General features: G+C 61.9%; 17 protein-coding genes. 11 read left to right on the top strand and 6 right to left on the bottom strand.

The window, feature by feature from the left end; all coding sequences use genetic code 11:
• Positions 1-208 precede the first annotated feature (208 nt).
• Positions 209-652, top strand: a complete 444-nt coding sequence (gene rplM / locus AC1DJW_RS01375; RefSeq protein ID WP_024817563.1) for a 50S ribosomal protein L13 — start codon at positions 209-211, stop codon at positions 650-652.
• Between the two features lie 37 nt (positions 653-689).
• Complete coding sequence (gene rpsI, locus AC1DJW_RS01370; protein WP_284755190.1) at positions 690-1196, top strand: 30S ribosomal protein S9; 507 nt, start codon at positions 690-692, stop codon at positions 1194-1196.
• 286 nt (positions 1197-1482) lie between these two features.
• Here the strand turns inward: rpsI and AC1DJW_RS01365 are convergent, their stop codons facing one another.
• The 3 genes from AC1DJW_RS01365 to AC1DJW_RS01355 all read right to left on the bottom strand — a co-directional run bounded on the left by AC1DJW_RS01365 (position 1483) and on the right by AC1DJW_RS01355 (position 6501).
• Positions 1483-3411 carry an ArnT family glycosyltransferase gene (locus tag AC1DJW_RS01365; protein ID WP_284755191.1) on the bottom strand — a complete coding sequence of 643 codons (1929 nt, stop codon included), beginning with the start codon at positions 3409-3411 and terminating at the stop codon, positions 1483-1485.
• Positions 3377-5011 carry a glycosyltransferase family 39 protein gene (locus tag AC1DJW_RS01360; protein WP_476900585.1) on the bottom strand — a complete coding sequence of 545 codons (1635 nt, stop codon included), beginning with the start codon at positions 5009-5011 and terminating at the stop codon, positions 3377-3379. Before AC1DJW_RS01360 ends, AC1DJW_RS01365 begins: the two co-directional genes overlap by 35 nt.
• A 251-nt stretch (positions 5012-5262) precedes the next feature.
• Entirely contained in the window at positions 5263-6501 is a 1239-nt protein-coding gene (locus AC1DJW_RS01355; RefSeq protein WP_284755192.1) for a bifunctional glycosyltransferase family 2/GtrA family protein, read from the bottom strand.
• Between the two features lie 160 nt (positions 6502-6661).
• Here AC1DJW_RS01355 and glmM point away from each other — a divergent pair, with 160 nt between their 5' ends.
• Complete coding sequence (gene glmM, locus AC1DJW_RS01350) at positions 6662-8026, top strand: phosphoglucosamine mutase (RefSeq protein WP_390278762.1); 1365 nt, start codon at positions 6662-6664, stop codon at positions 8024-8026.
• A 100-nt stretch (positions 8027-8126) separates the two neighbouring features.
• On the opposite strand, the gene mscL is transcribed toward glmM, so the two are convergent.
• From mscL to coaA, 3 genes are all read right to left on the bottom strand, one after another.
• Positions 8127-8516, bottom strand: coding sequence for a large conductance mechanosensitive channel protein MscL (mscL, locus tag AC1DJW_RS01345; RefSeq protein ID WP_476900548.1), 390 nt, complete (start codon positions 8514-8516; stop codon positions 8127-8129).
• A gap of 88 nt (positions 8517-8604) precedes the next feature.
• Positions 8605-9468: a M15 family metallopeptidase gene (locus AC1DJW_RS01340; RefSeq protein WP_476900547.1), complete on the bottom strand. Its 864-nt coding sequence runs from the start codon at positions 9466-9468 to the stop codon at positions 8605-8607.
• A 5-nt stretch (positions 9469-9473) separates the two neighbouring features.
• Complete coding sequence (gene coaA / locus AC1DJW_RS01335; RefSeq protein ID WP_284755196.1) at positions 9474-10484, bottom strand: type I pantothenate kinase; 1011 nt, start codon at positions 10482-10484, stop codon at positions 9474-9476.
• A gap of 133 nt (positions 10485-10617) precedes the next feature.
• Here coaA and glmS point away from each other — a divergent pair, with 133 nt between their 5' ends.
• From glmS to AC1DJW_RS01295, 8 genes are all read left to right on the top strand, one after another.
• Positions 10618-12510: a glutamine--fructose-6-phosphate transaminase (isomerizing) gene (gene glmS / locus AC1DJW_RS01330; RefSeq protein WP_284755197.1), complete on the top strand. Its 1893-nt coding sequence runs from the start codon at positions 10618-10620 to the stop codon at positions 12508-12510.
• 4 nt (positions 12511-12514) lie between these two features.
• Positions 12515-12862, top strand: a complete 348-nt coding sequence (locus AC1DJW_RS01325) for a holo-ACP synthase (protein ID WP_284755198.1) — start codon at positions 12515-12517, stop codon at positions 12860-12862.
• Between the two features lie 14 nt (positions 12863-12876).
• On the top strand, positions 12877-14421 hold the full coding sequence (locus AC1DJW_RS01320) for an NAD(P)H-hydrate dehydratase (RefSeq protein ID WP_390278772.1): 1545 nt from the start codon (positions 12877-12879) through the stop codon (positions 14419-14421).
• Positions 14422-14495: 74 nt separating this feature from the next.
• On the top strand, positions 14496-16856 hold the full coding sequence (glgX, locus tag AC1DJW_RS01315) for a glycogen debranching protein GlgX (RefSeq protein WP_476900546.1): 2361 nt from the start codon (positions 14496-14498) through the stop codon (positions 16854-16856).
• Positions 16853-19171: a malto-oligosyltrehalose synthase gene (treY, locus tag AC1DJW_RS01310; RefSeq protein ID WP_476900545.1), complete on the top strand. Its 2319-nt coding sequence runs from the start codon at positions 16853-16855 to the stop codon at positions 19169-19171. Before glgX ends, treY begins: the two co-directional genes overlap by 4 nt.
• A gap of 59 nt (positions 19172-19230) precedes the next feature.
• Positions 19231-20994, top strand: a complete 1764-nt coding sequence (gene treZ / locus AC1DJW_RS01305) for a malto-oligosyltrehalose trehalohydrolase (protein WP_476900544.1) — start codon at positions 19231-19233, stop codon at positions 20992-20994.
• A 78-nt stretch (positions 20995-21072) separates the two neighbouring features.
• On the top strand, positions 21073-22110 hold the full coding sequence (gene mgrA / locus AC1DJW_RS01300) for an L-glyceraldehyde 3-phosphate reductase (RefSeq protein ID WP_476900543.1): 1038 nt from the start codon (positions 21073-21075) through the stop codon (positions 22108-22110).
• Positions 22111-22275: 165 nt separating this feature from the next.
• A complete protein-coding gene (locus AC1DJW_RS01295; RefSeq protein ID WP_284755206.1) occupies positions 22276-23361 on the top strand; it encodes an inositol-3-phosphate synthase in 1086 nt (361 codons plus the stop codon).
• Positions 23362-23442 lie beyond the last annotated feature (81 nt).

Here is a 23442-nt window from a genome sequence, read left to right as displayed (position 1 = left end):
TGATAGTCGTTGTGCGTGTCCTTTCTCGATGACACATGCCCGCTTGGGGATCCAGTTGCAGGATCGTTAACTCGACAGGCATATCGGGACCTCGGGATGACTGGTACATAGAGCCCTCACCTCTGCTCCGGTAACGCATACCTAGTAGGCACACGTTTCAAGCGTGCCGCCTAAAACATGAACGCCAGAACAAGAACGAGGCAAAACCGTGCGTACGTACACCCCGAAGCCCGGCGATATCAACCGCCAGTGGCACGTCATTGACGCCACCGATGTTGTCCTTGGTCGTCTTGCCAGCCAGACCGCAACACTGCTGCGCGGAAAGCACAAGCCGACCTTTGCGTCCCACATGGACATGGGCGACTTCGTCATCATCATCAACGCTGAAAAGGTTGCCCTGACCGGTGCCAAGCTGGAGCAGAAGCGCGCATACCGCCACTCCGGCTACCCGGGCGGCCTGACCTCCGTCAACTACGCGGAGCTGCTGGAATCCAACCCGGTCCGCGCTGTTGAGAAGGCCATCAAGGGCATGCTGCCGAAGAACTCCCTCGCTGCACAGCAGTTGGGCAAGCTCAAGGTCTACCGTGGCGCTGAGCACCCCCACGCTGCACAGCAGCCTAAGACTTTCGAAATCACCCAGGTCGCCCAGTAGTCCTGGCCACCAAACAACTTTTAATACAAGGAGAATCGTGGCTCAGAACGAAGAACTGACCGCCGAAGCCGTCGAGGCCGAGGAAACCCTCACCAGCTACACCTCTGAAAGCTCGGCTGCCGAAGCCGCGCCGAAGAAGGAGCGCCCGGCACTGACCGTTGCCGGTGCTGCTGTTGGCCGCCGCAAGGAAGCCGTTGCACGCGTTCGCGTTGTACCCGGCTCGGGCAAGTGGACCATCAACGGCCGCGAGCTGTCGAACTACTTCCCGAACAAGCTGCACCAGCAGGACGTCAACGAGCCCTTCAAGATCCTTGACCTTGAAGGCGCCTACGACGTCATTGCCCGCATCCACGGCGGTGGCCCCTCCGGCCAGGCCGGTGCACTGCGCCTCGGTGTCGCTCGCTCGCTGAACGAGATCGACGTCGAGAACAACCGCGCCACCCTGAAGAAGGCCGGCTTCCTGACCCGTGACGCACGCGTCATCGAGCGTAAGAAGGCCGGTCTCAAGAAGGCACGCAAGGCTCAGCAGTACTCCAAGCGCTAAAAATGCGCCTACCCGTGGTGTTGCCGCTGGCGCGACATCACCACGGGGCCCTCGGCGCTTTTTAGCGCTCGGATCCACAAGCGCTAAAAATGCGCCTACCCGTGGTGTTGCCGCTGGCGCGACATCACCACGGGGCCCTCGGCGCTTTTTAGCGCTCGGATCCACAAGCGCTAAAAATGCTTTCGGGCGCTTCCAGCGTCCAGACAAGGCCTGTTCCGCCGTTTGGCGGGGCGGGCCTTGTTTCGTTTCGGAGGGCGTCTGCGGAGGCGCTACTTGCAGCCGGGTCTCACCTCAGCGGAGTATTGCTCTGCGGTTTTCCTAGATCGTAGATCTTGTTCCCATCGATTTCTTCCGATTGGAATGTATCAGCGACCCATTTCTGGATCGCAAGGAGCTCCGGTCCAGCCTCTGGAGCTTTCAATTGATCAGGCTGTTCCACCAAGTAGCAGATTTGTCCTTCTGCGACCCAATCCCGGAATTGCCTTAAGGTTGGGCTGGGGTCCGTCGCAGTGAAGCCCCCGATCGGCATGATGGCGCGGTTGGACTCAAGCTGAAAGCGCGCAGCGGTTTCGCCCGGATAAGTCGCAGCAGTCCAGACACACCTTGCCGGAGCATTACGGAGTCGGTCAAGGAGTGCGGTCCCTGGGCTATTGCCGTATGTAAGTCCATGGATCCATGCCGGATCCTGTTGCTTGACGCCTGCGAGGAAGCGGCTCAGTGAGTTTGGAGACTTGGTAAGACCGCCCGATATGGGGTTGTACCCGGATTGGGGAGAACCTAGGGTCACCAGCGAACAGAAGACGGGTCCGATCAGCAGCGCCCCGATTGCCAGGAAAGCGCTGCTTCGCTCTACCCATGGCCACGGTGCCCGGACGGCGGAAATAGCGGCGGCCAGCAATCCAGCATAAAGAACGCCTTTTCCCAGCCATTCGGGAAACACGTCGCTTAGCTGCCACATTGCATTGGCGAAGACGAAACTTGCTATCAGGGTAAAGGCGATCCACAAACGCCCGGATATTGTTTGGGCTCCGGCCAGCAACAGGCGGGCGCCAACGCCGATGCAAAGTGCCAATGGCGGCGCCAAGGATGCGGCGTAGTAGGAATGGAATCCTTGGCCCATAAAGCTCAGTATCAGATACGTAGTTGAGAACCAAAGGACTGCCGCAGAAGAAAGAATTGCTTCATTCCGATCGAGCCGTTTCCTTACGATGGCCCAGGCCATTGCCACGCAGCAGAGTATAGCTGCCATGAGTAGCCAGCCAATTTCCTGGCCATTATTTGCGTTGAAGAGCCGGAACAGGCCCGCGTCTGTGTCCACGCCCTTGAATTCTGGTGGTATTAGCGCCGCCGAAGCGTCATCCTGACCCTTCATCACACGGTCGATTCCGTTATACCCCAGCGTCAGCTCAACCATGCTGTTATGCGTTGAGCCGCCAACAAAGGGGCGGGATTGGGCCGGGGTGAGATCGACGACGAGAGGCCAAGCCAAGGAAACAACTGCCACAACGCATGCGGCAAGGCCCAGGCCGATAAACCTCTTGCGCCAAGCCAAGGGGGCGAAAAGCAGAAAGACGAGCACGATGGCGGGCAGAACCAGAAATGCTTGAAGCTGTTTCGTTAGAAATCCGAGTGCCAACAGACCGCCCATCAGAACCATCGGTTTGAGCCGGCCGGTCTCAGCGGCCCGGACGCCGGAGTACAGAGCCGAAATCATCAACAGGACCATCAACGGATCAGGGTTGTCATAGCGGGCTAGAAGAACGCTGACTGGGGTCAAGGCAAACACTGTCGCCGCGATTAGGGCGCATACGGCAGGGAAATACCTACGCATAAGGGTGAAGATGAGCAACGTGCTAGTCAACGTGATGATGACTTGGGGAACCAGCAAACCCCAGGAGTTGAGCCCGAACAAGCGAACGGACACGCCCATGACCCACAGGCTGAGTGGGGGTTTGTCCACAGTGATGGAGTTACCCCAGTCTGAGGACCCGAAAAACAATGCTGTGAAGTTATGTTCACCAGACTGCACAGCGGCCGAATAGAAGGGGTTCGCCCAGCCATTCTGATCCAACTTCCACAGGTAGAGAAAGGCCAGACAGATCAACAGCACGGCCAACGTTATCTTTTCCCAGCGCGCAACCGGGGTTGGATTCAGGCCCGTGCCTTGAACGGCGGGAAGACTAGTGCCGGAGGCGGTAAATCCGTACGCCGTCAAGGGACTCCTCCTTGAAATTCTCCTGCACCCAGTTGGTGATTGCCAAAGCTTGGGGGCCGAGTTCGCCCAGATCCACTATGTCCTGCTGCCAGATAAAGTAGCCGACTCTACCCTGAGCTACCAGAACCTTGAATTGCTCAAGAGTTGGCGCCGGATCCATCCCTAGCCAGCCGCCCACAGAAATAACCGGTCTCAAAGTTGCAAGCTGGTACTTCGAAGCATTTTGGGCCGAGTACGTTGCCGCCGGCCATGTCACGGTCGTGTCCATGCTGGTCAGCAATTGGACGACATTGGGAGATGGGTCCGTGCCGTACGCGACTTGAAGGGCCCATGCTGGTCTACCGGCATGAATATCTCGAAGGTGACTCGAAATGGCGTCGGGGTTGTTTGAAACAGGACCGGACACAGGGTTCGTTCCCTCCTGAGGGGAGCTGATCGTGAAGAGGTTGGTTGCGACAGGGCCTGCGATTAGTGTGAGGGCCACCAAGATGGCGGTGATTCTCTTGACGCGACTTTGAGCCGAAAGCATCCATAGGACGGTTGCGAGCACCCCAAGCAACACCACCAAAGGAGCTAGGTATGGTGGCCACTCGTTGCTGTACGCCAAAATCCTGACGACCATGTAGGTCGTGCTGGCTACTACTGTGGCCCCGATGATTCGGATAATTGGGCGCGCACGGTTCATCCAAAGGACGTGGAGGCCCAGCGGTACGAGTAGGGCGACCGGGGCGGCCAAGGAATATACGTAATAGGTGTGAATCATGGTCCCCATAAAACTGAGGACAAGATAGCTCGTGAGGAACCAGGCTCCTGCAAGCGCCACGAGGGCGCGGGCCCGTTTGTTCTCTGGCAGCAGGTAGCGCAACACCGAAACGACGAGGAGGCACATGACTGCGGTGGCGAGCATCCAACCCGCTTCTGGAGCAAAGTTGCCGTTTAGCAAGCGTGAGAATCCGCCGTCGTAGGGTGCTAGGTCTGCGCTATTAGCCGCGGCCGGGCCGCCGCCTTTGGCAATGGGAAATTGAACAAACCGGGCTAGCCCGTTGTAGTCCAGTGTGAGTTCCAAGACGCTGTTCGTCTGGGATCCGCCGATGTATGGCCGGACGCTTTCTGGCGTAAGGTCAACAACAGCCATCCACCAACCACCGCACGCGACGAGCGCCGCCAAGGCAGCAAGCAGACGCGTTATCCGAGCCATGAGGCTTCCGACTCCAAAGACAAGGATCACTAATATCAATGCCGGAATCATGATGAATGCTTGGATTTGTTTGGCCATGAATCCAAAACCCAAGGCAGCCCCGGCAAGTAGGTACCACCGCCAACGGTTGTCTTCCAGCGCCCGCATGACGAAATAGCACGCAACCACCATCAAGAGGCCCATCACGGGTTCCGGGTTGTTGTAGCGCGACATCAGCACTACGACGGGCGTGGTGGCATATATCAGACCGCCCAGAAGTGCCGGAGCTGCAGGATAGCTCCGTCGGATGATCTTGTAGATCAGCCAGACGGTAGTTACGCCCATCAGCGCTTGGGGAACAAGGATGCTCCAGGAACTCAGGCCGAACAACCGGACCGAAAGAGCCATGATCCACAGGCTCAACGGCGGCTTGTCGACGGTGATCAGGTTTCCGGCGTCGGTTGAACCATAGAAAAAAGCTTCCCAATTAACAGATCCCGCTTGAACGGCAGCGGAATAGAACGGGTTTGCCCAGCCATTGTGGTCAAGCCCCCATACGAAGGAAACCAGGGTTCCAAGTAGTAGAACACCGAGGCCGGTTTTCTCCCAAGGGAAGTCCCTCGACCTGGGCGTGTTCTCGTTGTCGGATGTCCGTCCCGCCTGGGACAACAGGATCAAAGTAACGACTCTTTTGGCTGGTTCAGAGGAAGACCAATGCGCCGCGCCTCCGTCCGCCGTACCCGGAAAACCCAGATCCGGAGCAGAACGAAGCGCACCAGGGTGGCGAAGATGTTTGCGCAGGTCAGGACGAACAGCTCAGCACTGGGCGATGCGTCCGGGTGGATGGCATGTAGTAGAAGCAGGGAAGAAGAAGTGATTCCCCAGGCGGCCAGGAAGACCACAAGGCCTTGAAACTGTTGTGTGAACTGCCGCTCGGGTCCGTGGATCCTGAAGGTGAAGCGACGGTTGGCAGCCGTGTTCGCGATCGCCGTGATCAATAGGGCCAGAAAGTTTCCCTGCTGTGGGCCGAACGGGCCCTGGAATAGAAGATACAGCAAAGCAAAAGCGAGAGTGGAGAACGCTCCGACGATTCCGAAACGCACCACTTGGCCGAAGAAACTGGGACGCGTTGGCGCGGCGATAGGTCCTCGCCCCAGCTCCGCATATATCGCTTGCAAAGGGATATTTCCCTTCATCATGGAACCGGCGACGCGCACCAGGCCCCTGATATCGTCGACGGCCGTTTGGCGGATATCCACCCGGCTGTCAGGATCGTCGATCCAGTCGACTGGAATCTCGTGGATACGAAGCCCTGCCCGCTCCGCCAAGATCAACAGCTCGGTATCGAAGAACCAGCAATTGTCCTTCACGTAGGGAAGCAGCCGATGTGCGACTTCCGCCCTGACAGCCTTAAAGCCACACTGGGCATCGGAAAACTGTACCTGCATGGTCCGTTTGAGAATCAGGTTGTAGCTCCGCGAGATGAATTCCCGTTTGGGACCCCTGACTACCCTGGAAGTCCGGCCAAGCCGCGTGCCGATGCTGACATCCGAGTGTCCGGAAAGCAGGGGAGCGATAAGCGGCGGCAACGCCGCCAAATCGGTCGAGAGGTCTACGTCTACATATGCCAGAACTTTGGCTTCCGACGATGTCCACGCGTCGCGGAGCGCGAAACCCCGCCCTTTTGTCTCAAGGCGCCGATAACTGACATTGGGAACCTCATCGGCGAGCTTCCGCGCAATTAAACCGGTCGCGTCCGTGCTCGCGTTGTCGGCAATCGTGATTTTCCAGCTGTACAACAATTCCCGCGAAAGGTAGTCGGCAAGCCGGTAAATGCTTCTTTCGAGTATGGCGGACTCGTTGAAAACGGGGACAATTATTTCGAGCGCCAAGCCCCCAGAGCTAGGTGTCATGCGGTAATCGTAGAGACTTGTTAAGGTGCATTACTAGAGTGGAGCGGAAAACGCAAGTCAAGTAGTTCCACTCTTGCGCTCGCGCGGCTGAAGGAGTAGTGGCAGGGCCGCCGGCACTCCTTCGCTCGGCCCCTGCAGCCGTCGTCTAGACTGGGACGCGATGGCTAGATTATTTGGAACAGATGGCGTGCGTGGTCTCGCCAATGGATTGCTCACCGCGGAGCTTGCTCTTCAGTTGGCCCAAGCTGCCGCAGTGGTCCTCGGCCACGAGCGTGCAGCTGACGGAAAACGGCCTCGTGCCGTGGTCGCCCGGGATCCCCGCGCGAGCGGCGAGTTTATCGCTGCAGCTGTGGAAGCCGGACTTTCGAGCTCCGGCATTGACGTGTACGACGCCGGAGTGCTGCCGACGCCGGCAGCGGCCTATCTCATCGCGGACCTCGATGCCGATTTCGGCGTCATGATCTCGGCCTCGCACAACCCTGCACCGGACAACGGCATCAAGTTCTTTGCCCGCGGGGGCCAGAAGCTCCCGGACGAGGTTGAAGACGCAATCGAGGCCCAACTCGGCAAGGAACCTTCACGCCCTGTGGCTGGCGACGTCGGCCGCATCCAACGCTTCTCGGACGCCGAAGACCGTTACATCGTCCACTTGCTCGGCACCCTGCCGCATCGCCTCGAAGGTCTCAAAGTTGTGCTGGACTGCGCCCATGGTGCGGCCAGTGGCTGTTCCCCACAGGTCTTCGCGAGCGCCGGCGCCGAAGTTGTGGTGATCGGTGCGGAACCCGACGGCCTGAACATCAACGACGGCGTCGGTTCCACCCACCTTGGCCAGCTCAAGGAAGCCGTCGTCAAGCACGGTGCGGACTTCGGCATCGCGCACGACGGCGACGCCGACCGCTGCCTGGCTGTGGACCACGAAGGCAACGAAGTTGACGGCGACCAGATCATGGCGATTCTGGCCCTCGCGCTGAAGAAGTCCGGAAAACTGAAGGACGACGTCCTGGTAGCCACCGTGATGAGCAACCTTGGACTCAAGATCGCCTTGCGTGAAGCCGGAATCACCCTCCGTGAGACCGCGGTGGGGGACCGGTATGTCCTGGAGGCCATGCGCGCCGGCGGCTTCAGCCTTGGTGGAGAGCAGTCGGGCCACGTGATCTTCTCCGATTACGCCACCACTGGCGACGGCGTCCTGACCGGTCTGCAGATCGCCGCCCAGGTAGCCGGCACCGGACGGACCCTCCAGGACCTTGCCCGCGCCATGACCAAGCTGCCGCAACTCATGATCAACGTGAAGGGTGTGGACAAATCACGCGCCGCAACGGACGAAGGCGTAGCCGCTGCGGTGGCTGCCGCCGAGCTCGAACTTGGTGATACCGGCCGCGTGCTCCTGCGGCCATCGGGCACCGAAGCGTTGGTACGCGTGATGGTGGAGGCCGCGGACATGGAAACCGCTACCCGCATATGCACCGAACTCGCCGGCGTCGTCGAAAACCGCCTCGCCATTCCACGCGAACTGGCTCTCTAAGACCGGAAGCAGCAAACAACTGTGGCCCGTCTCCGTGAGGAGGCGGGCCACAGTTGTCTCAAATGCTTACCTTTGAACAGTGCTTACCGTTGAAGCACGCTTACCTTTGAACCAGGCTGTCCCGGATCTCGGTGAGGAGCGTGACCGCGGGGTCGGCAGCCGGCTCATCTTCCGTGATGCCCAACTTGGCGTTGCGGCGCTCGATGAGGTGGTTCATCGGAGCCACCACGACGAAATAGATGGCGGCTGCTACCAGGACGAAGTTAACGATCGCGGTCAGCAAAACCCCGAACTGTAGGTCATTTCCGTTGATGGTCACTTTCGCAAAGCTGTCAAAGTTGGGGGATCCAACCAAGGCAGCGATCAGCGGCATGAAGACGTTCTTGACGAGTGCATCAACAACTGCACCGAAGGCGGCACCCATGACGACGGCTACGGCAAGGTCTACGACGTTGCCCTTCAGAATGAAATTCCTAAATCCACTCAACATGGCACCAAGCTAGTGCATGCTTGTGAATTCAAAGTGAGCAGCCGTTCAATTCCGCGGGGTGTCGGGAACTTCCCCGGTTAAACAACCGCTAAAGGTAGCCTGGCGCCGCTTCGAGTCCAAAGTATTCCTCGAGGGTGCCGATTCCCCGGGTGGCCATATCCGTTGCGGCCTCAACCCCGATAAAGCGCAAATGCCACGGCTCGTAGTAATAGCCGGTGATGTCATTGAGCATCCACGGATACCTGACAACAAAGCCGTATGTGTGCGCGTTGGCCTTGGCCCAAACGGCGGCCGGCTGATCAGCGAAGCAGGGCTCGAAGCTGCACGCCCCGCCGCCGTCGCCGATGTCGAACGCCCAGCCAGTCTGGTGTTCCGAGAAGCCGGGACGTGCGGAGGCCGTGTCCGCCGAGGCCTGGCCACGTGTGTTTACGTAGCCGTTGTACGTGGCGGTTTGGGTTTGGAAAGAACGGTAGCCGGACGCCAGAGTCATGGTGGCGCCGGCCGAGGCGGCTGCCGCGAAGAGCTTTTCGGCTGCTCCGGCGGTTGTGCTGTTGAGAAGGGAGGCTTCCCCGCTGACTGCGAGTTGAACGCGGGGCTGTACCAAGTCGGCGGGGACAAACTGCAAGGGGGCCAGCGGCCGGTGCTTGTTCACGATGACCCACTGGCTCGTGGGGTCGCTCAGTGAAAACTGCCGGGACAGGACCCCTGACGGCGGAGCTTTCGACGGCGGGGCGCCCGACGGCGGCGGCTGGCTCCCCGCTGTGGCGGGAACCGGCGTCGTGGTCGCCACGGTCGGCGTCGGCGTTGCCGTTTGGGGACCTGAGGGGGACGGTGCGGCCGTGGGCGAGGCGACCGGGGTATCCGGGGTGCAGCCCGCCAAAGCAGCCATTCCCACGCCTGCCGCAAGTAAGGTCGTGAAGGACCTTCGGCTGGGGCGGCAGTGGTAGCACATCCGTGCTAGACCTTTCGGAGCAGCATGCGGCGGATCGAATGGTCGGCATCCTTGGTGAGGACAAGTTGCGCCCGGCCGCGGGTAGGAAGGACGTTTTCCTCAAGGTTGGGCTCATTGATGCGCTTCCAAATGCCGCGCGCAGTGGCCTCCGCCTCGGCGTCGGAGAGCGTCGCGTAACGGTGGAAATAGGATTCGGGCTGGGCGAAGGCGGTGCTTCGAAGCTTGCGGAAACGGTCCACGTACCAGTCTTCGATGTACGACGTCTTGGCGTCGACGTAGATGGAAAAATCAAAGAAGTCGCTCAGGGCCAAGCCTTGGCGGCCGTCCTGGCGTGGACGGGCGGGCGCCAACACGTTGAGGCCCTCAACGATGAGGACGTCAGGCCGTCGGACCACCACTTCCTTGTCCGGGACGATGTCGTAGGTGACGTGCGAATACCAAGGAGCGCGGACCTCTTCGGCGCCGCCCTTGATCGCACTCACGAAACGAAGCAAAGCCCGGCGGTCGTAGGACTCCGGAAAACCCTTGCGTTCAAGCAAATGCCGGCGCTTCAACTCAGCGAGGGGATACAAGAACCCGTCGGTGGTGATGAGTTCGACGTTCGGAGTGCCGGGCCAACGGCGGAGCATTTCGCGCAACACACGGGCAATAGTGGACTTGCCGACCGCCACCGAACCTGCCACCCCGATCACGAAGGGCGTGCGCTGGGTCTGCTCGCCAAGGAAGGTGGTTGTGGCGGCATGAAGCTGTTGTGATGCCTGGACATAGAGATGCAACAAGCGGGAGAGCGGAAGGTAGACCTCTCGGATTTCCTTCATGTCCAGGGGGTCACCGAGGCCGCGAAGGCGAACGATGTCCTCTTCGTTGAGCGGCTGCTCCATCTGTGCAGCCAGCCGGGACCACGTCTGCCTGTCCAGTTCCACGAACGGAGAGGAGCTGTCGCCGTTCGCTTCATTGCGTTGCAAAGTCACTATAGAGATTCTGCCCCTCCGTTGGCTGATCCGGAAATACAGCATGAACGGCGGGAAGAATTCGTGTGAGCATGCTCTCCGGAAAATGTCCGCGATCGGGCATTTCCCGCGGCCTGGCCTGCTTGCGCGGCCGGATATCCTACGTCCATTTCGCGGGGCAACCGCTACTCTTGTAGGCATGTGTGGAATCGTAGGTTACGTTGGCAATTCATCCCGCCGGGCAGAAGCCGGGCACTCGGCTCTCGACGTCGTGCTTGAAGGACTCCGGCGGCTTGAATACCGCGGCTATGATTCAGCCGGAGTCGCAGTGGTGGCTAATGGAACCATCACAGCCCGGAAGAAGTCCGGAAAACTGAGCAATCTGTTGAACGAGCTCGAAGGCAATCCGCTCCCGGACTCGCTGACCGGCATCGGCCACACCCGCTGGGCAACCCACGGCGGACCCACCGACCAGAACGCCCATCCGCATCTGGCCGATGGCGGACGCTTGGCCATGATCCACAACGGAATCATCGAAAACTTCGCAGAGCTCAAGCAGGAACTCATCGCCAAGGGTGTCACTTTCGAGTCGGAGACGGACACCGAGGTCGCAGCAGCACTTCTGGGCGATATTTTCCGCAACCAGCTCAATGGGGACTCTTCCAACGGCAAGCTCACCAAAGCGATGCAGCTCGCCTGCCAGCGGCTCGAAGGCGCTTTCACGCTCCTCGCAGTGCACGCCGAGCGGCCGGACGTCGTCGTGGCCGCCCGTCGCAACTCCCCCCTTGTTGTGGGACTGGGGGAAGGCGAGAACTTCCTTGGCTCGGACGTTTCCGGCTTCATTGATCACACGCGCCGCGCCGTGGAGCTTGGCCAGGACCAGATCGTCACCATCACAGCCGACACCGTGGAGATCACGGACTTCTTCGGCGCCCCGGCGCAGGGCAAGGAATACCACGTCGACTGGGACCCGGCTTCTGCGGAAAAGGGCGGCTTCAGCTCCTTCATGGAGAAGGAAATCCACGACCAGCCCGACGCCGTCACCCAGACCCTCCTCGGACGCTCGGACATCAACGGCCAGCTGACCTTGAGCGAGCTCCGGATCGACCCCGAGCTGCTGAAACAGGTCAACAAGATCATCGTCCTGGCTTGTGGCACGGCTGCCTACGCCGGGATGGTCGCCAAGTACGCCATCGAGAACTGGTGCCGCATCCCCACCGAGGTGGAACTCGCGCATGAATTCCGCTACCGCGACCCGATCGTTGACGCAAACACCCTGGTGGTGTCCATCAGCCAGTCCGGCGAGACGATGGATACCCTGATGGCCGTCCGTTACGCCCGTGAACAGGGCGCCAAGACGATCTCCATCTGCAACACCAACGGATCCACTATCCCGCGCGAATCCGACGCCGTTCTCTACACCCACGCCGGTCCGGAGATCGCCGTCGCGTCGACCAAGGCGTTCCTGGCCCAGATCACGGCTGCCTATCTTCTTGGTCTTTACCTCGCCCAGCTGCGCGGAAACATCTTCACCGGCCAGATCAAGGACGTCTTGGCGGACCTTGGCAAGATCCCCGCCCACATCCAGAAGATCCTCGACAACGCAGGTCCCCTCCGCGAGCTCGCCCGCAGCATGAAGGACGAGAAATCGGTGCTGTTCCTGGGCCGCCACGTGGGCTTCCCTGTGGCACTTGAGGGCGCATTAAAGCTTAAGGAAATCGCGTACATCCACGCTGAGGGGTTCGCAGCCGGCGAGCTCAAGCACGGTCCGATTGCCCTAATCGACGAAGGACAGCCGGTCTTTGTGGTGGTTCCCTCGCCGCGTGGCCGCGATTCCCTCCACGCGAAGGTTGTCAGCAATATCCAGGAAATCCGTGCCCGCGGTGCGCGCACCCTGGTGATCGCCGAAGAAGGCGACGAAGCCGTGCGGGCTTACGCCGAGCACGTTTTCTACGTGCCCCAGACGCCTCCGCTCTTGATGCCGCTCCTCACCACTGTTCCGCTGCAGATTTTTGCGGCGGAGCTGGCGAAGGCGAAGGGGTACGACGTGGACCAGCCGCGTAACCTCGCCAAGAGTGTGACCGTAGAATAGCCGCATGATTGTTGGCATAGGCGTAGACGTCGTAGACATTGAGCGCTTCGGGCGCCAACTTGAGAGGACCCCGGGCCTCCGAGACCGCTTGTTCGTTCCCGCGGAACGCGAGCTCAACACGCGGTCCTTGGCCGCGCGTTTCGCGGCCAAGGAAGCTGTGGCAAAGGTCTTGGGAGCGCCGGCGGGCATGAACTGGCAGGACTGCTGGATCGGCCTGGACCAGTACGGTCCCACCATCAAGGTGAAGGGCACCGTGCTGGCAGTGGCCGAGTCCAAAGGCGTGAAGCACTGGCACGTGTCCATGAGTCACGACGGCGGAATCGCCACTGCCATGGTCATCGCCGAAGCCTAGCAGCGCAAGCAACCATGATCAGCGCCTTCACCGGAACACAGATCAGGGCAGCGGAACAACCGCTTCTTGATGCCGGCGGGGGCGCTGTCCTCATGCAGCGCGCAGCGCACGGACTAGCGCACGCCGTCGTCCGTGAACTCCGATCGGAAGGCCGCAGCCTTTACGGCTCGAGCGTTACGGTGCTGGCAGGCAAGGGGAACAACGGCGGGGACGGTCTCTACGCCGCGGCAATGCTCGCGAAGCGTGGCATGCGCACGACGGCGGTGCTCACCGCCGGTTCCGCCCATCCTGACGCCCTCGCGGCCTTCGAGTCCGCCGGCGGACGTGTCCATGTTTTAGGCGGGGACAACGCCGAAGAACTAGCTGTGCTGGTTGCAGGCGACGATGTGGTCATTGACGCCATCCTCGGTACGGGTGCGCGGGGTGGCCTTGGCGGTTCCGCCGCGGAATTGATTGCTGCCTTGCAGGACCTGAAGCCCGATTTGGTCGTAGCCTGCGATACCCCGAGCGGAGTCGACGCCGACACCGGCGAGGTCCACTGGCCCGTCTTGACGGCGCGGCTGACCGTGGCCTTCGGGGGCGTCAAAGCCGGACTGATGGCCGATCCGGGTGAGGGCTGTGCCGGCAGGGTGATCCTGGTACCTATCGGCATCGAGGAATATCTTCCGGCACCTGCCCTCCGCCGTTTCTCTGCCCGTGACCTGGCTGCCGTTCTGCCGGACCCGGGGCGGCGGGCCCACAAGTACACCCGGGGAGTCCTGGGCATAGTGGCAGGTTCCGAGCGTTACACCGGGGCCGCGGCGCTCTGTGTCGAAGCCGCCTCCAGGGCCGGCGCGGGAATGGTGCGGTACCTCGGCCCGGAAGTCGTGGCGCGACAGGTCCTGACGCGGACCCCCGAGGCTATCTGGGAGCCAGCCGAGCCCGGCCGGGTCCAGGCGTGGTTGCTCGGTCCTGGCCTGGACGGGGCCGAACAACTCCATCGAGCCCGCGACGTACTGGCCGCGGCGTCCGACGCCGGCCAGCCCGCCGTCGTCGACGCCGGAGCCCTGGAGCTCCTGCCGGAACGCTGTCCGCCCAACTGGATCCTGACCCCGCACGCGGGGGAGCTGGCGGCCCTTCTTGGCCGAGGCGAAGTGCGTGTGACACGGGAGGACGTCGAATCGCGGACCGTGCACTTCGCCCTGCTCGCGGCCGAGCACACCGGTGCGGTCGTCCTGCTCAAAGGTGCCACAACGGTGGTTGCTTCCCCTTCCGGGGCGGTCTTCAGCCAGTCGGATGGATGCCCGTGGATGTCAACGGCAGGCAGCGGGGACGTCCTTGGCGGGATAATCGGTGCTCTGGCTGCAGCGTACGCGGAGTCCGGGCTGGACGACGACGGCCCATTCGCTGCACTGGGAATCGCCCCTGGAGAGCGCTGGGCTGCGGTAGCCGCGGTCGGCGCAAGCATCCACGGATTGGCCGGCAGCGAAGCCTCGGCGGGCGGCCCATTGACCGCTTCCGATATCGCCGGGGCGGTTCCCGGCGTCTTCCGATTTCTTAGGGAATATCGCGCCGGATGATCCCGGATGTTCCGTGAATGTCACATAGTCTGGCTAGGCTGGCAGGAAGTTATCCGGCACGTGAAGGAGAACACATGGACGTTTGGCCAGGAGCCGCTTACCCGTTGGGAGCCACTTTCGATGGCACGGGAACCAACTTCGCGCTGTTCAGCGAGAAGGCCGAAAAGGTGGAGTTGTGTCTCTTTGACGACGACGGGGAAGAAATTTCCTACACCGTCAGCGAAGTGGACGGGTATGTATGGCATTGCTACCTTCCCCACGTCCAGCCCGGACAGAAGTATGGCTACCGCGTGCACGGTCTCTATGACCCTGCCTCCGGGCAGCGCTTCAACCCGAACAAGCTTCTCCTGGATCCTTACGCGAAGGCCATCCACCGGCAGATCGACTGGGATCCGGCGCTTTTCTCTTACAACATGGGGGATCCGGACTCCCGCAATGACAAGGACTCCGCACCCCACATGATGATGGGCGTGGTCATCAATCCGTTCTTCGACTGGGCAGGGGACCAGTTGTTGCGGATCCCGTACCACCGGTCCGTGATCTACGAGGCCCACGTCAAGGGCCTGACCCAGCTCCACCCTGAGGTTCCGGAAGAGCAGCGCGGTACGTATGCCGGAGTGGCCCACCCGGCCGTGATTTCCCATCTGCAGAAGCTCGGGGTGACGGCTATCGAGCTCATGCCGGTGCACCAGTTCACGAACGACGGCATCCTGCAGGACAGGGGGCTGAACAACTACTGGGGCTACAACACCATCGGGTTCTTCGCCCCGCACAACAGCTACAGCTCCAAAGGCGATACCGGCCAGCAGGTCCAGGACTTCAAGGCCATGGTCAGGGCGTTGCACACGGCAGGCATCGAGGTCATCCTCGACGTCGTGTACAACCACACAGCCGAGGGCAACCACTTGGGCCCCACATTGTCCTTCAAGGGGATCGACAACGCCGCGTATTACCGTCTGATGGACGGTGACGAGAAGCACTACATGGACTACACGGGTACCGGGAACTCGCTGAATGTGCGCAGCCCTCACTCGTTGCAACTGCTCATGGATTCCCTGCGCTACTGGGTCACCGAAATGCACGTGGACGGTTTCCGCTTCGACCTCGCCTCCACGCTGGCCCGTGAGTTCTATGACGTGGACAAGTTGTCGACCTTCTTCGAACTCATCCAGCAGGATCCTGTAGTCTCCCAGGTCAAGCTGATCGCCGAGCCGTGGGACGTCGGTCCCGGTGGCTACCAAGTGGGCAACTTCCCGCCGCAGTGGACGGAATGGAACGGCCAGTACCGGGACACGGTCCGTGACTTCTGGCGTGGCGAGCCCTCCACCCTGGGCGAGTTCGCCTCGCGGTTGACCGGATCGGCGGACCTTTACGAGCACTCCGGCCGCCGCCCGGTAGCCTCCATCAACTTCGTCACGGCCCACGACGGCTTCACCTTGGCCGACCTGGTGTCCTACAACGAGAAACACAACGAGGCGAACGGCGAAGGCAACAACGACGGCGAATCCCACAACCGTTCCTGGAACTGCGGCGTGGAGGGCCCCACCGAGGACCCGAAGGTCCTTGGCCTTCGTGCCCGCCAACAGCGGAACTTCATCGCCTCGATGCTCCTGTCCCAGGGTGTTCCGATGCTCCTGCACGGTGACGAGCTCGGCCGCACCCAGCGGGGCAACAACAATGGCTACTGCCAGGACTCCGAGCTGACGTGGATCAACTGGGAGAGCGTGGACCAGCCGCTCGTGGAGTTCACGGCCGCGGTCAGCGCATTGCGCGCCAAGCATCCCACCTTCCGGCGCAGCCGCTTCTTCGACGGACGCCCGGTACTGCGAGGCGAAGGCGAGAGGCTTCCGGACATCGTCTGGCTCGATGTCGACGGAACCACCATGACGCCGTCGGATTGGGACAGCGGCTTCGGCCGCTCCGTCGGCGTGTTCCTCAACGGTGACGGCATCCGCGGCCGGGACAACCAGGGCCGGCGGATCACGGACGTCAACTTCCTGCTCTACTTCAACGCCCACGACGACGAAGTCGGTTTCAAGGTGCCCTCGGACGAATACGCACCTGCGTGGGACATCATCATCGACACCGCCGGCGGCGGAGCGGACACTCAACCTGTGCCGGCGGAATCCGTCCTGGGCGTTGGGGCCAAATCGCTCGTGGTATTGCGGGCACACAGCATCCCGGACACGGATCCGGACCATTCCGTAGCGGCGTCCCTCGCCGCCTTGTCGCAGACAACCACCACCGAAACGGCTTCCTTGACTGCGCCGGCCACACCGGCACCGTCCACCCGGAAGCTCCAGGTTGTACCGGAAACCGCAGCCGAACCGAAAAAGCACCACGCTCAGGAGCCGAAGGCTGCCCCCGAAACCGAGCCTGCCGCTGCGCCGAAGAAGCCCAGAAAGCCACGCGCCCACAAGAACGGGGGATCATGAGGACACCCGTCTCCACGTACAGGCTGCAGATCAGGCCTTCGTTCACGCTCCAGGACGCGGCGGCCCTCACGGGTTATCTACGCGAGCTCGGAGTGGATTGGGTGTACCTGTCGCCTATCCTGACGGCGGAGGAGGGCTCGGACCACGGTTACGACGTCACCGACCCCTCCACCGTTGATGCTTCGCGCGGCGGAGCCGAAGGGCTCGCGGCGCTCTCCAAGGCGGCACGGGAAGCCGGCCTCGGGGTCCTGGTGGATATCGTCCCGAACCACATGGGCGTTGCGTCGCCTCCGCAAAATGCCTGGTGGTGGTCCCTCCTCAAAGAGGGCAGGACCTCCCGCTATGCGGAAGCGTTCGACGTCGACTGGGACTTCGGTGGCGGAAGGCTCCGGATCCCGGTCCTCGGCAGCGACGACGACGTCGACAAGCTGGAAGTGGTCGACGGCGAATTGCGCTACTTTGACCACCGCTTCCCGCTGGCCGAAGGCAGCTACGTCGCCGGTGACGACGCCAGGGACGTCCATGCGCGCCAGAACTACGAATTGCTCGGCTGGCGCCGGGCTGACGACGAACTGAATTACCGCCGCTTCTTCGCGGTCAATACACTGGCCGGGATCCGTGTCGAAATCCCGTGGGTCTTCGCGGAAGCCCACGCGGAGGTCGCCCGGTGGTTCCGAGACGGGCTTGTGGACGGGCTGAGGATCGATCACCCGGACGGGCTAGCGGACCCTGCCGGGTACCTTGAGCGCCTCAAGGAAACCACGGCCGGTTCCTATCTGCTCGTCGAGAAGATCCTCGAGCCAGGGGAGGAACTTCCGGAGAACTTCGACTGTGAGGGGACCACAGGCTACGACGCGCTCGCCGACGTCGATCGCCTTTTCGTGGATCCCGACGCCGAAGCGCAGCTTGACGCCTTGGATGCCAGGCTCCGGGGCATCGTGGGGCCCGCCGATTACCAGGCCATGATCCACGGCACCAAGCGGCGCATTACGGACGGCATCCTGCATTCGGAAATCCTGCGGCTCGCGAGGCTCGTCCCCGAGTCTCAGGAACTGCCCCGCCACAAGGCGGCCGACGCCCTGGCTGAGACCATTGCCTCGTTTCACGTCTACCGAAGCTATCTCCCCTACGGCAAAGACACCTTGGTTGACGCCGTTGAACGGGCCGCCCGGACCAGGCCGGAACTGGACCAGGTCCTCAAGGAGCTGCTTCCGCTGCTGCTCGACGCCAGCAGTGAACTCGGCCGCCGCTTCCAGCAGACCTCCGGCATGGTCATGGCCAAGGGCGTGGAAGACACCGCGTTCTTCCGTTACACGCGCCTTGGCACGCTGACTGAAGTGGGAGCGGATCCCACCGAATTCGCCTTGTCCACGGCTGGATTCCACGAGCGCATGGTACGCCGCCAGGCACTGCTGCCGCTGTCCATGACCACACTGACCACGCACGACACCAAGCGCAGCGAAGACACCCGGGCCAGGATCTCCGCTATCTCCGAGGCCGTCCCCGAATGGGAAGCATTCGTGGATCGCATGCAGGAACTGGCTCCGATTCCCGACGGGCCACTCGCAGCCCTCGTATGGCAAGCGATCACCGGTGCTTGGCCGGCCAGCCGTGAACGCCTCCAGGGGTACGTCCTCAAAGCGGCACGCGAAGCGGGCAACTCCACGAGCTGGACGGAGCCGAACGAGGCGTTCGAAGCAAAGCTCGCCTCCGCCGTCGACGCCGTCTTCGACGTGCCGGAGGTGACGGCCGCCCTCGAAGAGTTCGTTGCCCTTGTGGACCCTTATGGAACGTCCAACTCACTGTCGGCAAAGATTGTCCAGCTGACCATGCCGGGCGTATCGGACGTCTACCAAGGCACCGAGTTTTGGGATCGTTCACTCACCGACCCCGACAACCGGCGCGCGGTCGACTTCGAACGGAGGAGGGCCGCCCTCGCAGCCCTCGACGCCGGTGTCCGGACAGAAGCGCGGGACGAGCTCGCCAAGCTGCTACTGACATCCCGGGCATTGCGTTTGCGCCGGGACCGGCCGGAGCTCTTCGGTGGTTACAGTCCCGTCAATGCCGAGGGTCCCGCAACTGAACATCTGATCGCCTTCGACCGTGGAACCCCTGCCGCCGGGGGCGGAGCCATCACTTTGGCCACGAGGCTCCCGCGGAAGCTTGAGCGAAACGGCGGGTGGCAGGACACCTCCATTCGTCTTGGGAGCGCGGTCCAGGATGAGCTCACCGGCAACAGCTACCCACCGGGCGAGGTTCACGTCGCAAGGCTTCTGCAGCGATATCCGGTGGCCTTGCTCGTACCCATTAGCTAGCCAGAGCAAGCAACGACGGCGGGCCAACGAAGCCCGGACGAGACGATTGAGGGGGAGCGATGGCCGAGAAGACCAGCGCCGGGAAACGGTTCGACGTGTGGGCCCCGTTTGCAGAGTCTGTCACCCTGCTCGCGGCGGGTCAGCACCACGAAATGAGGTCGCACGACGGCGGCGCCGCCGGCTGGTGGACGGCTGACGTACCACGGCCGGCCGGCACCGACTACGGATATCTGGTGAACGGCGAGGGGCCTTTTCCCGATCCGAGGTCGCAGCGCCAGCCGGACGGGGTCCATGCCCTTTCCCGCACCTTCGACGCCTCGTCGTATGCCTGGAACGATTCGGACTGGGAAGGGCGCGGGCTCGGCGGCGCAGTCATCTATGAGCTTCACCTCGGGACCTTCACACCGGAAGGCACACTGGACGCGGCCGTGGGAAAGCTGGATTACCTCGTTGAACTGGGAATCGACTTCGTGGAGCTCCTGCCGGTCAATGCGTTCAACGGCCCCCACAACTGGGGCTACGACGGCGTGCTGTGGTTCGCCGTCCACGAGGCCTACGGCGGACCGGAGGCTTATCAGCGATTCGTGGATGCCGCGCATTCTGCCGGACTCGGTGTGATCCAGGATGTGGTCTACAACCATCTGGGACCCAGCGGGAACTACCTGCCGAAATTCGGCCCCTACCTGAAGTCCGGCGAAGGAAACACGTGGGGCGACTCAGTGAACCTGGATGGCCCCGGTTCCGATGAAGTCCGTCAATTCATCCTGGACAACGCAGCTATGTGGTTGAGCGACTTCCACGTGGACGGGCTGCGCCTCGACGCCGTGCACGCCCTTCGCGATGAGCGTGCCGTCCATATCCTTGAAGACCTGGCAAGCCTTGCAGATGGCATCGAAGCCGAAACAGGCGTCCCCAAGACGTTGATTGCGGAATCGGACCTGAACAATCCGCGCCTGATCTACCGTCGGGACACCAACGGCTATGGCCTGGAAGGGCAGTGGAGTGACGATTTCCACCACGCCGTGCACGTGAACCTCACCGGCGAAACAGCCGGCTACTATTCGGACTTCGACTCCTTGGGCGCATTGGCAAAGGTGCTTGAGCACGGTTTCTTCCACGACGGGAGCTACTCAAGCTTTCGTGGCAGGCATCATGGCCGCCCCATTCGCCCGGGGCTGGTTCATCCTGCCGCTTTGGTGGTCTGCAACCAAAACCACGATCAAATCGGCAACCGCGCCGCCGGTGACCGGCTGAGTGCGAGCCTGTCTTACGGCAGGTTGGCGCTGGCCGCGGTGCTGACCATGACGTCGCCGTTCACTCCGATGCTCTTCATGGGCGAAGAATTCGGCGCGTCCACTCCTTGGCAGTTCTTCACATCGCATCCCGAGGAATGGTTGGCCGAGGCCACCGCAAAGGGCAGGCTCAAGGAATTCGAACGGATGGGCTGGGACCCGGCATTGGTGCCCAACCCCCAGGACCCGGAGACGTTTGAACGCTCCAAGCTCAATTGGGAGGAAGCGCACGACGGCGATCACGCCCGATTGCTGGAACTTTACCGGGCGCTGGCGAACCTCAGGCGCTCGACGCCGGAGCTTGCGGGCGGCGGATTCACTGACACCCACGTCGACTTCAGCGAAGAGGACAAATGGCTGGTTCTTAGCCGGGGCGCTGTGATGGTTGCGTGCAACTTTGGTGACCTGACGCTGACGCTGACGAAGGCCATGGATGGCGAAGTCTTGCTCGCCACGGACTCCGCGGCCGCCGTCGGGAATGGAAAGCTGACCCTCCCGGGGGAGAGCGCCGCCGTCGTGCGCTTTAAGTGACTGTTCCCTTTACAGTGACCTCGACCACATGACGGACATCGGCCTTTGAGCCTCGAAGGCGGTGGCAGGATGGTAGGTATGACTTATTCGGCTGCGGAGAACCGCTATGAAACCATGCCCTACCGCCGCGTCGGACGCAGCGGCCTCAAACTTCCCGCGATCTCGCTGGGACTGTGGCACAACTTCGGCGACGACAAGCGTTTCGAGGAACAGCGGGCCATCCTGCGCCGGGCTTTCGATCTTGGGGTCAACCACTTCGACCTCGCCAACAACTATGGTCCGCCGGACGGTTCCGCTGAAACGAACTTCGGCCGCCACCTGAAGGACGATTTCAGGCCGTACCGCGACGAACTCGTCATTTCCACCAAGGCCGGCTACTACATGTGGCCCGGTCCCTATGGAGAGTGGGGCTCCCGCAAGTACCTACTCTCCAGCCTTGACCAGTCGCTCCAGCGCATGGGACTTGACTACGTAGACATCTTCTACAGCCACCGTCCCGACCCCGAAACCCCGCTGGAAGAAACCATGGGCGCCCTGGACTATGCCGTCCGTTCCGGCAAAGCGCTCTACGCCGGAATCTCGTCCTACACCCCGGATCAGACCCTCGAGGCAGCCCGGATCCTCAAGGAGATGGGCACGCCGCTGCTTATCCACCAGCCCAGCTATTCCATGCTCAACCGCTGGACAGAGAACGGTTCGCCCAACCTCTACGAAACGCTTGACCAGGTGGGAGCAGGATCCATCGCTTTCTCCCCGCTGGCACAGGGGATGCTCACCAACCGGTACCTGAATGGAATCCCCGCGGATTCCCGCGCCGCCAAGGAGCGGTTCTTATCCGAATCAGCGTTGACCGAGGAAAAGCTGAGCCGGGTGCGTGGTTTGAACGCCATTGCCGAAGGACGCGGCCAGACCCTCGCCCAGATGGCTATCGCCTGGATCCTGCGCGATCAGCCCAAGGGTTCGCCTGTAACCTCGGCCTTGGTGGGCGCGTCAAGCGTCGCGCAGCTGGAGGACACCGTGTCCGCGATCAACAACCTCGGCTTCACGTCAGAGGAACTGACAGCGATTGACGAGTTCGCCGTCGAATCCGACATCAATCTGTGGGTGCAGAAGTAGATTCGGAAACTTAACACAGGTGCGGGGCCGGGCGGGAACAAAGCCGGCCCCGTTCGGGTTGGTTACAATGCAAAGAGCGCCGAATGGCGCTGTGCCTTTAAGACGCCGTCGTACATTCAGGTACCGACGCGCTAGGCACCTGAGGTTAGTTCTCAAAGGAGTTCCGTGTCTTCACATCCGATTCGTGTCGCCATTGTCGGCGTAGGTAACTGCGCCGCTTCGCTGGTCCAAGGTGTCCACTACTATCGCGATGCCGACCCCCAGGCCACGATTCCGGGTCTGATGCATGTTGAGTTCGGCAAGTACCACGTCAACGACGTCCAGTTCGTCGCTGCGTTCGACGTCGACAGCAAGAAGGTCGGCCTCGACCTCGCTGACGCCATCGGCGCCAGCGAGAACAACACCATCAAGATCGCCGATGTCCCTTCCACTGGCGTGACCGTGCAGCGCGGCCACACCCTGGACGGCCTGGGCAAGTACTACCGCGAAACCATCATCGAGGCTTCGGAAGAGGCAGTGGACATCGTCGCCGCACTGCGCGAAGCCAAGGCCGACGTCATGGTCTGCTACCTGCCCGTTGGTTCCGAGGAAGCCGCGCACTTCTACGCCCAGTGCGCGATCGACGCCGGTGTCGCCTTCGTCAACGCCCTGCCGGTCTTCATCGCGGGTACCAAGGAATGGGCCGACAAGTTCACCGCCGCTGGTGTGCCGATCGTCGGCGATGACATCAAGAGCCAGATCGGAGCCACCATCACGCACCGCGTCATGGCCAAGCTCTTCGAAGACCGCGGCGTCACGCTGGACCGCACGTACCAGCTGAACGTCGGTGGCAACATGGACTTCAAGAACATGCTTGAGCGCGACCGCCTGGAATCCAAGAAGATCTCCAAGACCCAGGCCGTGACCTCCAACGTCGAGGCCGTTCTGCACGCCGACGACGTCCACATTGGCCCCTCCGACTACGTCGCCTGGCTCGATGACCGCAAGTGGGCGTTCGTTCGCCTCGAAGGCCGCAACTTCGGCGATGCCCCGGTTTCGCTCGAGTACAAGCTCGAGGTCTGGGACTCCCCGAACTCTGCCGGCGTGATCATCGACGCCATCCGCGCCGCCAAGATCGGCCTGGACCGCGGCATCGGAGGCCCGCTGCTTTCGGCTTCCAGCTACTTCATGAAGTCCCCGCCGGAGCAGTTCAACGACGACATCGCCCGCGAAAAGGTCGAAGCCTTCATTCGCGGCGACGTGGAGCGCTAACCCGGCGCCTTCCTGCCATCCCGCCCTCCTTCTCTCTCCCGACGCTCGCTCACTTGCGTCGGGTTTTCGACGGACGCTCGC

This window comes from Arthrobacter sp. 05L417, assembly GCF_056397865.1.
The sequence above is the reverse complement of the archived record's forward strand: the minus strand, read 5'-3'. Positions and strand labels throughout refer to the sequence as shown.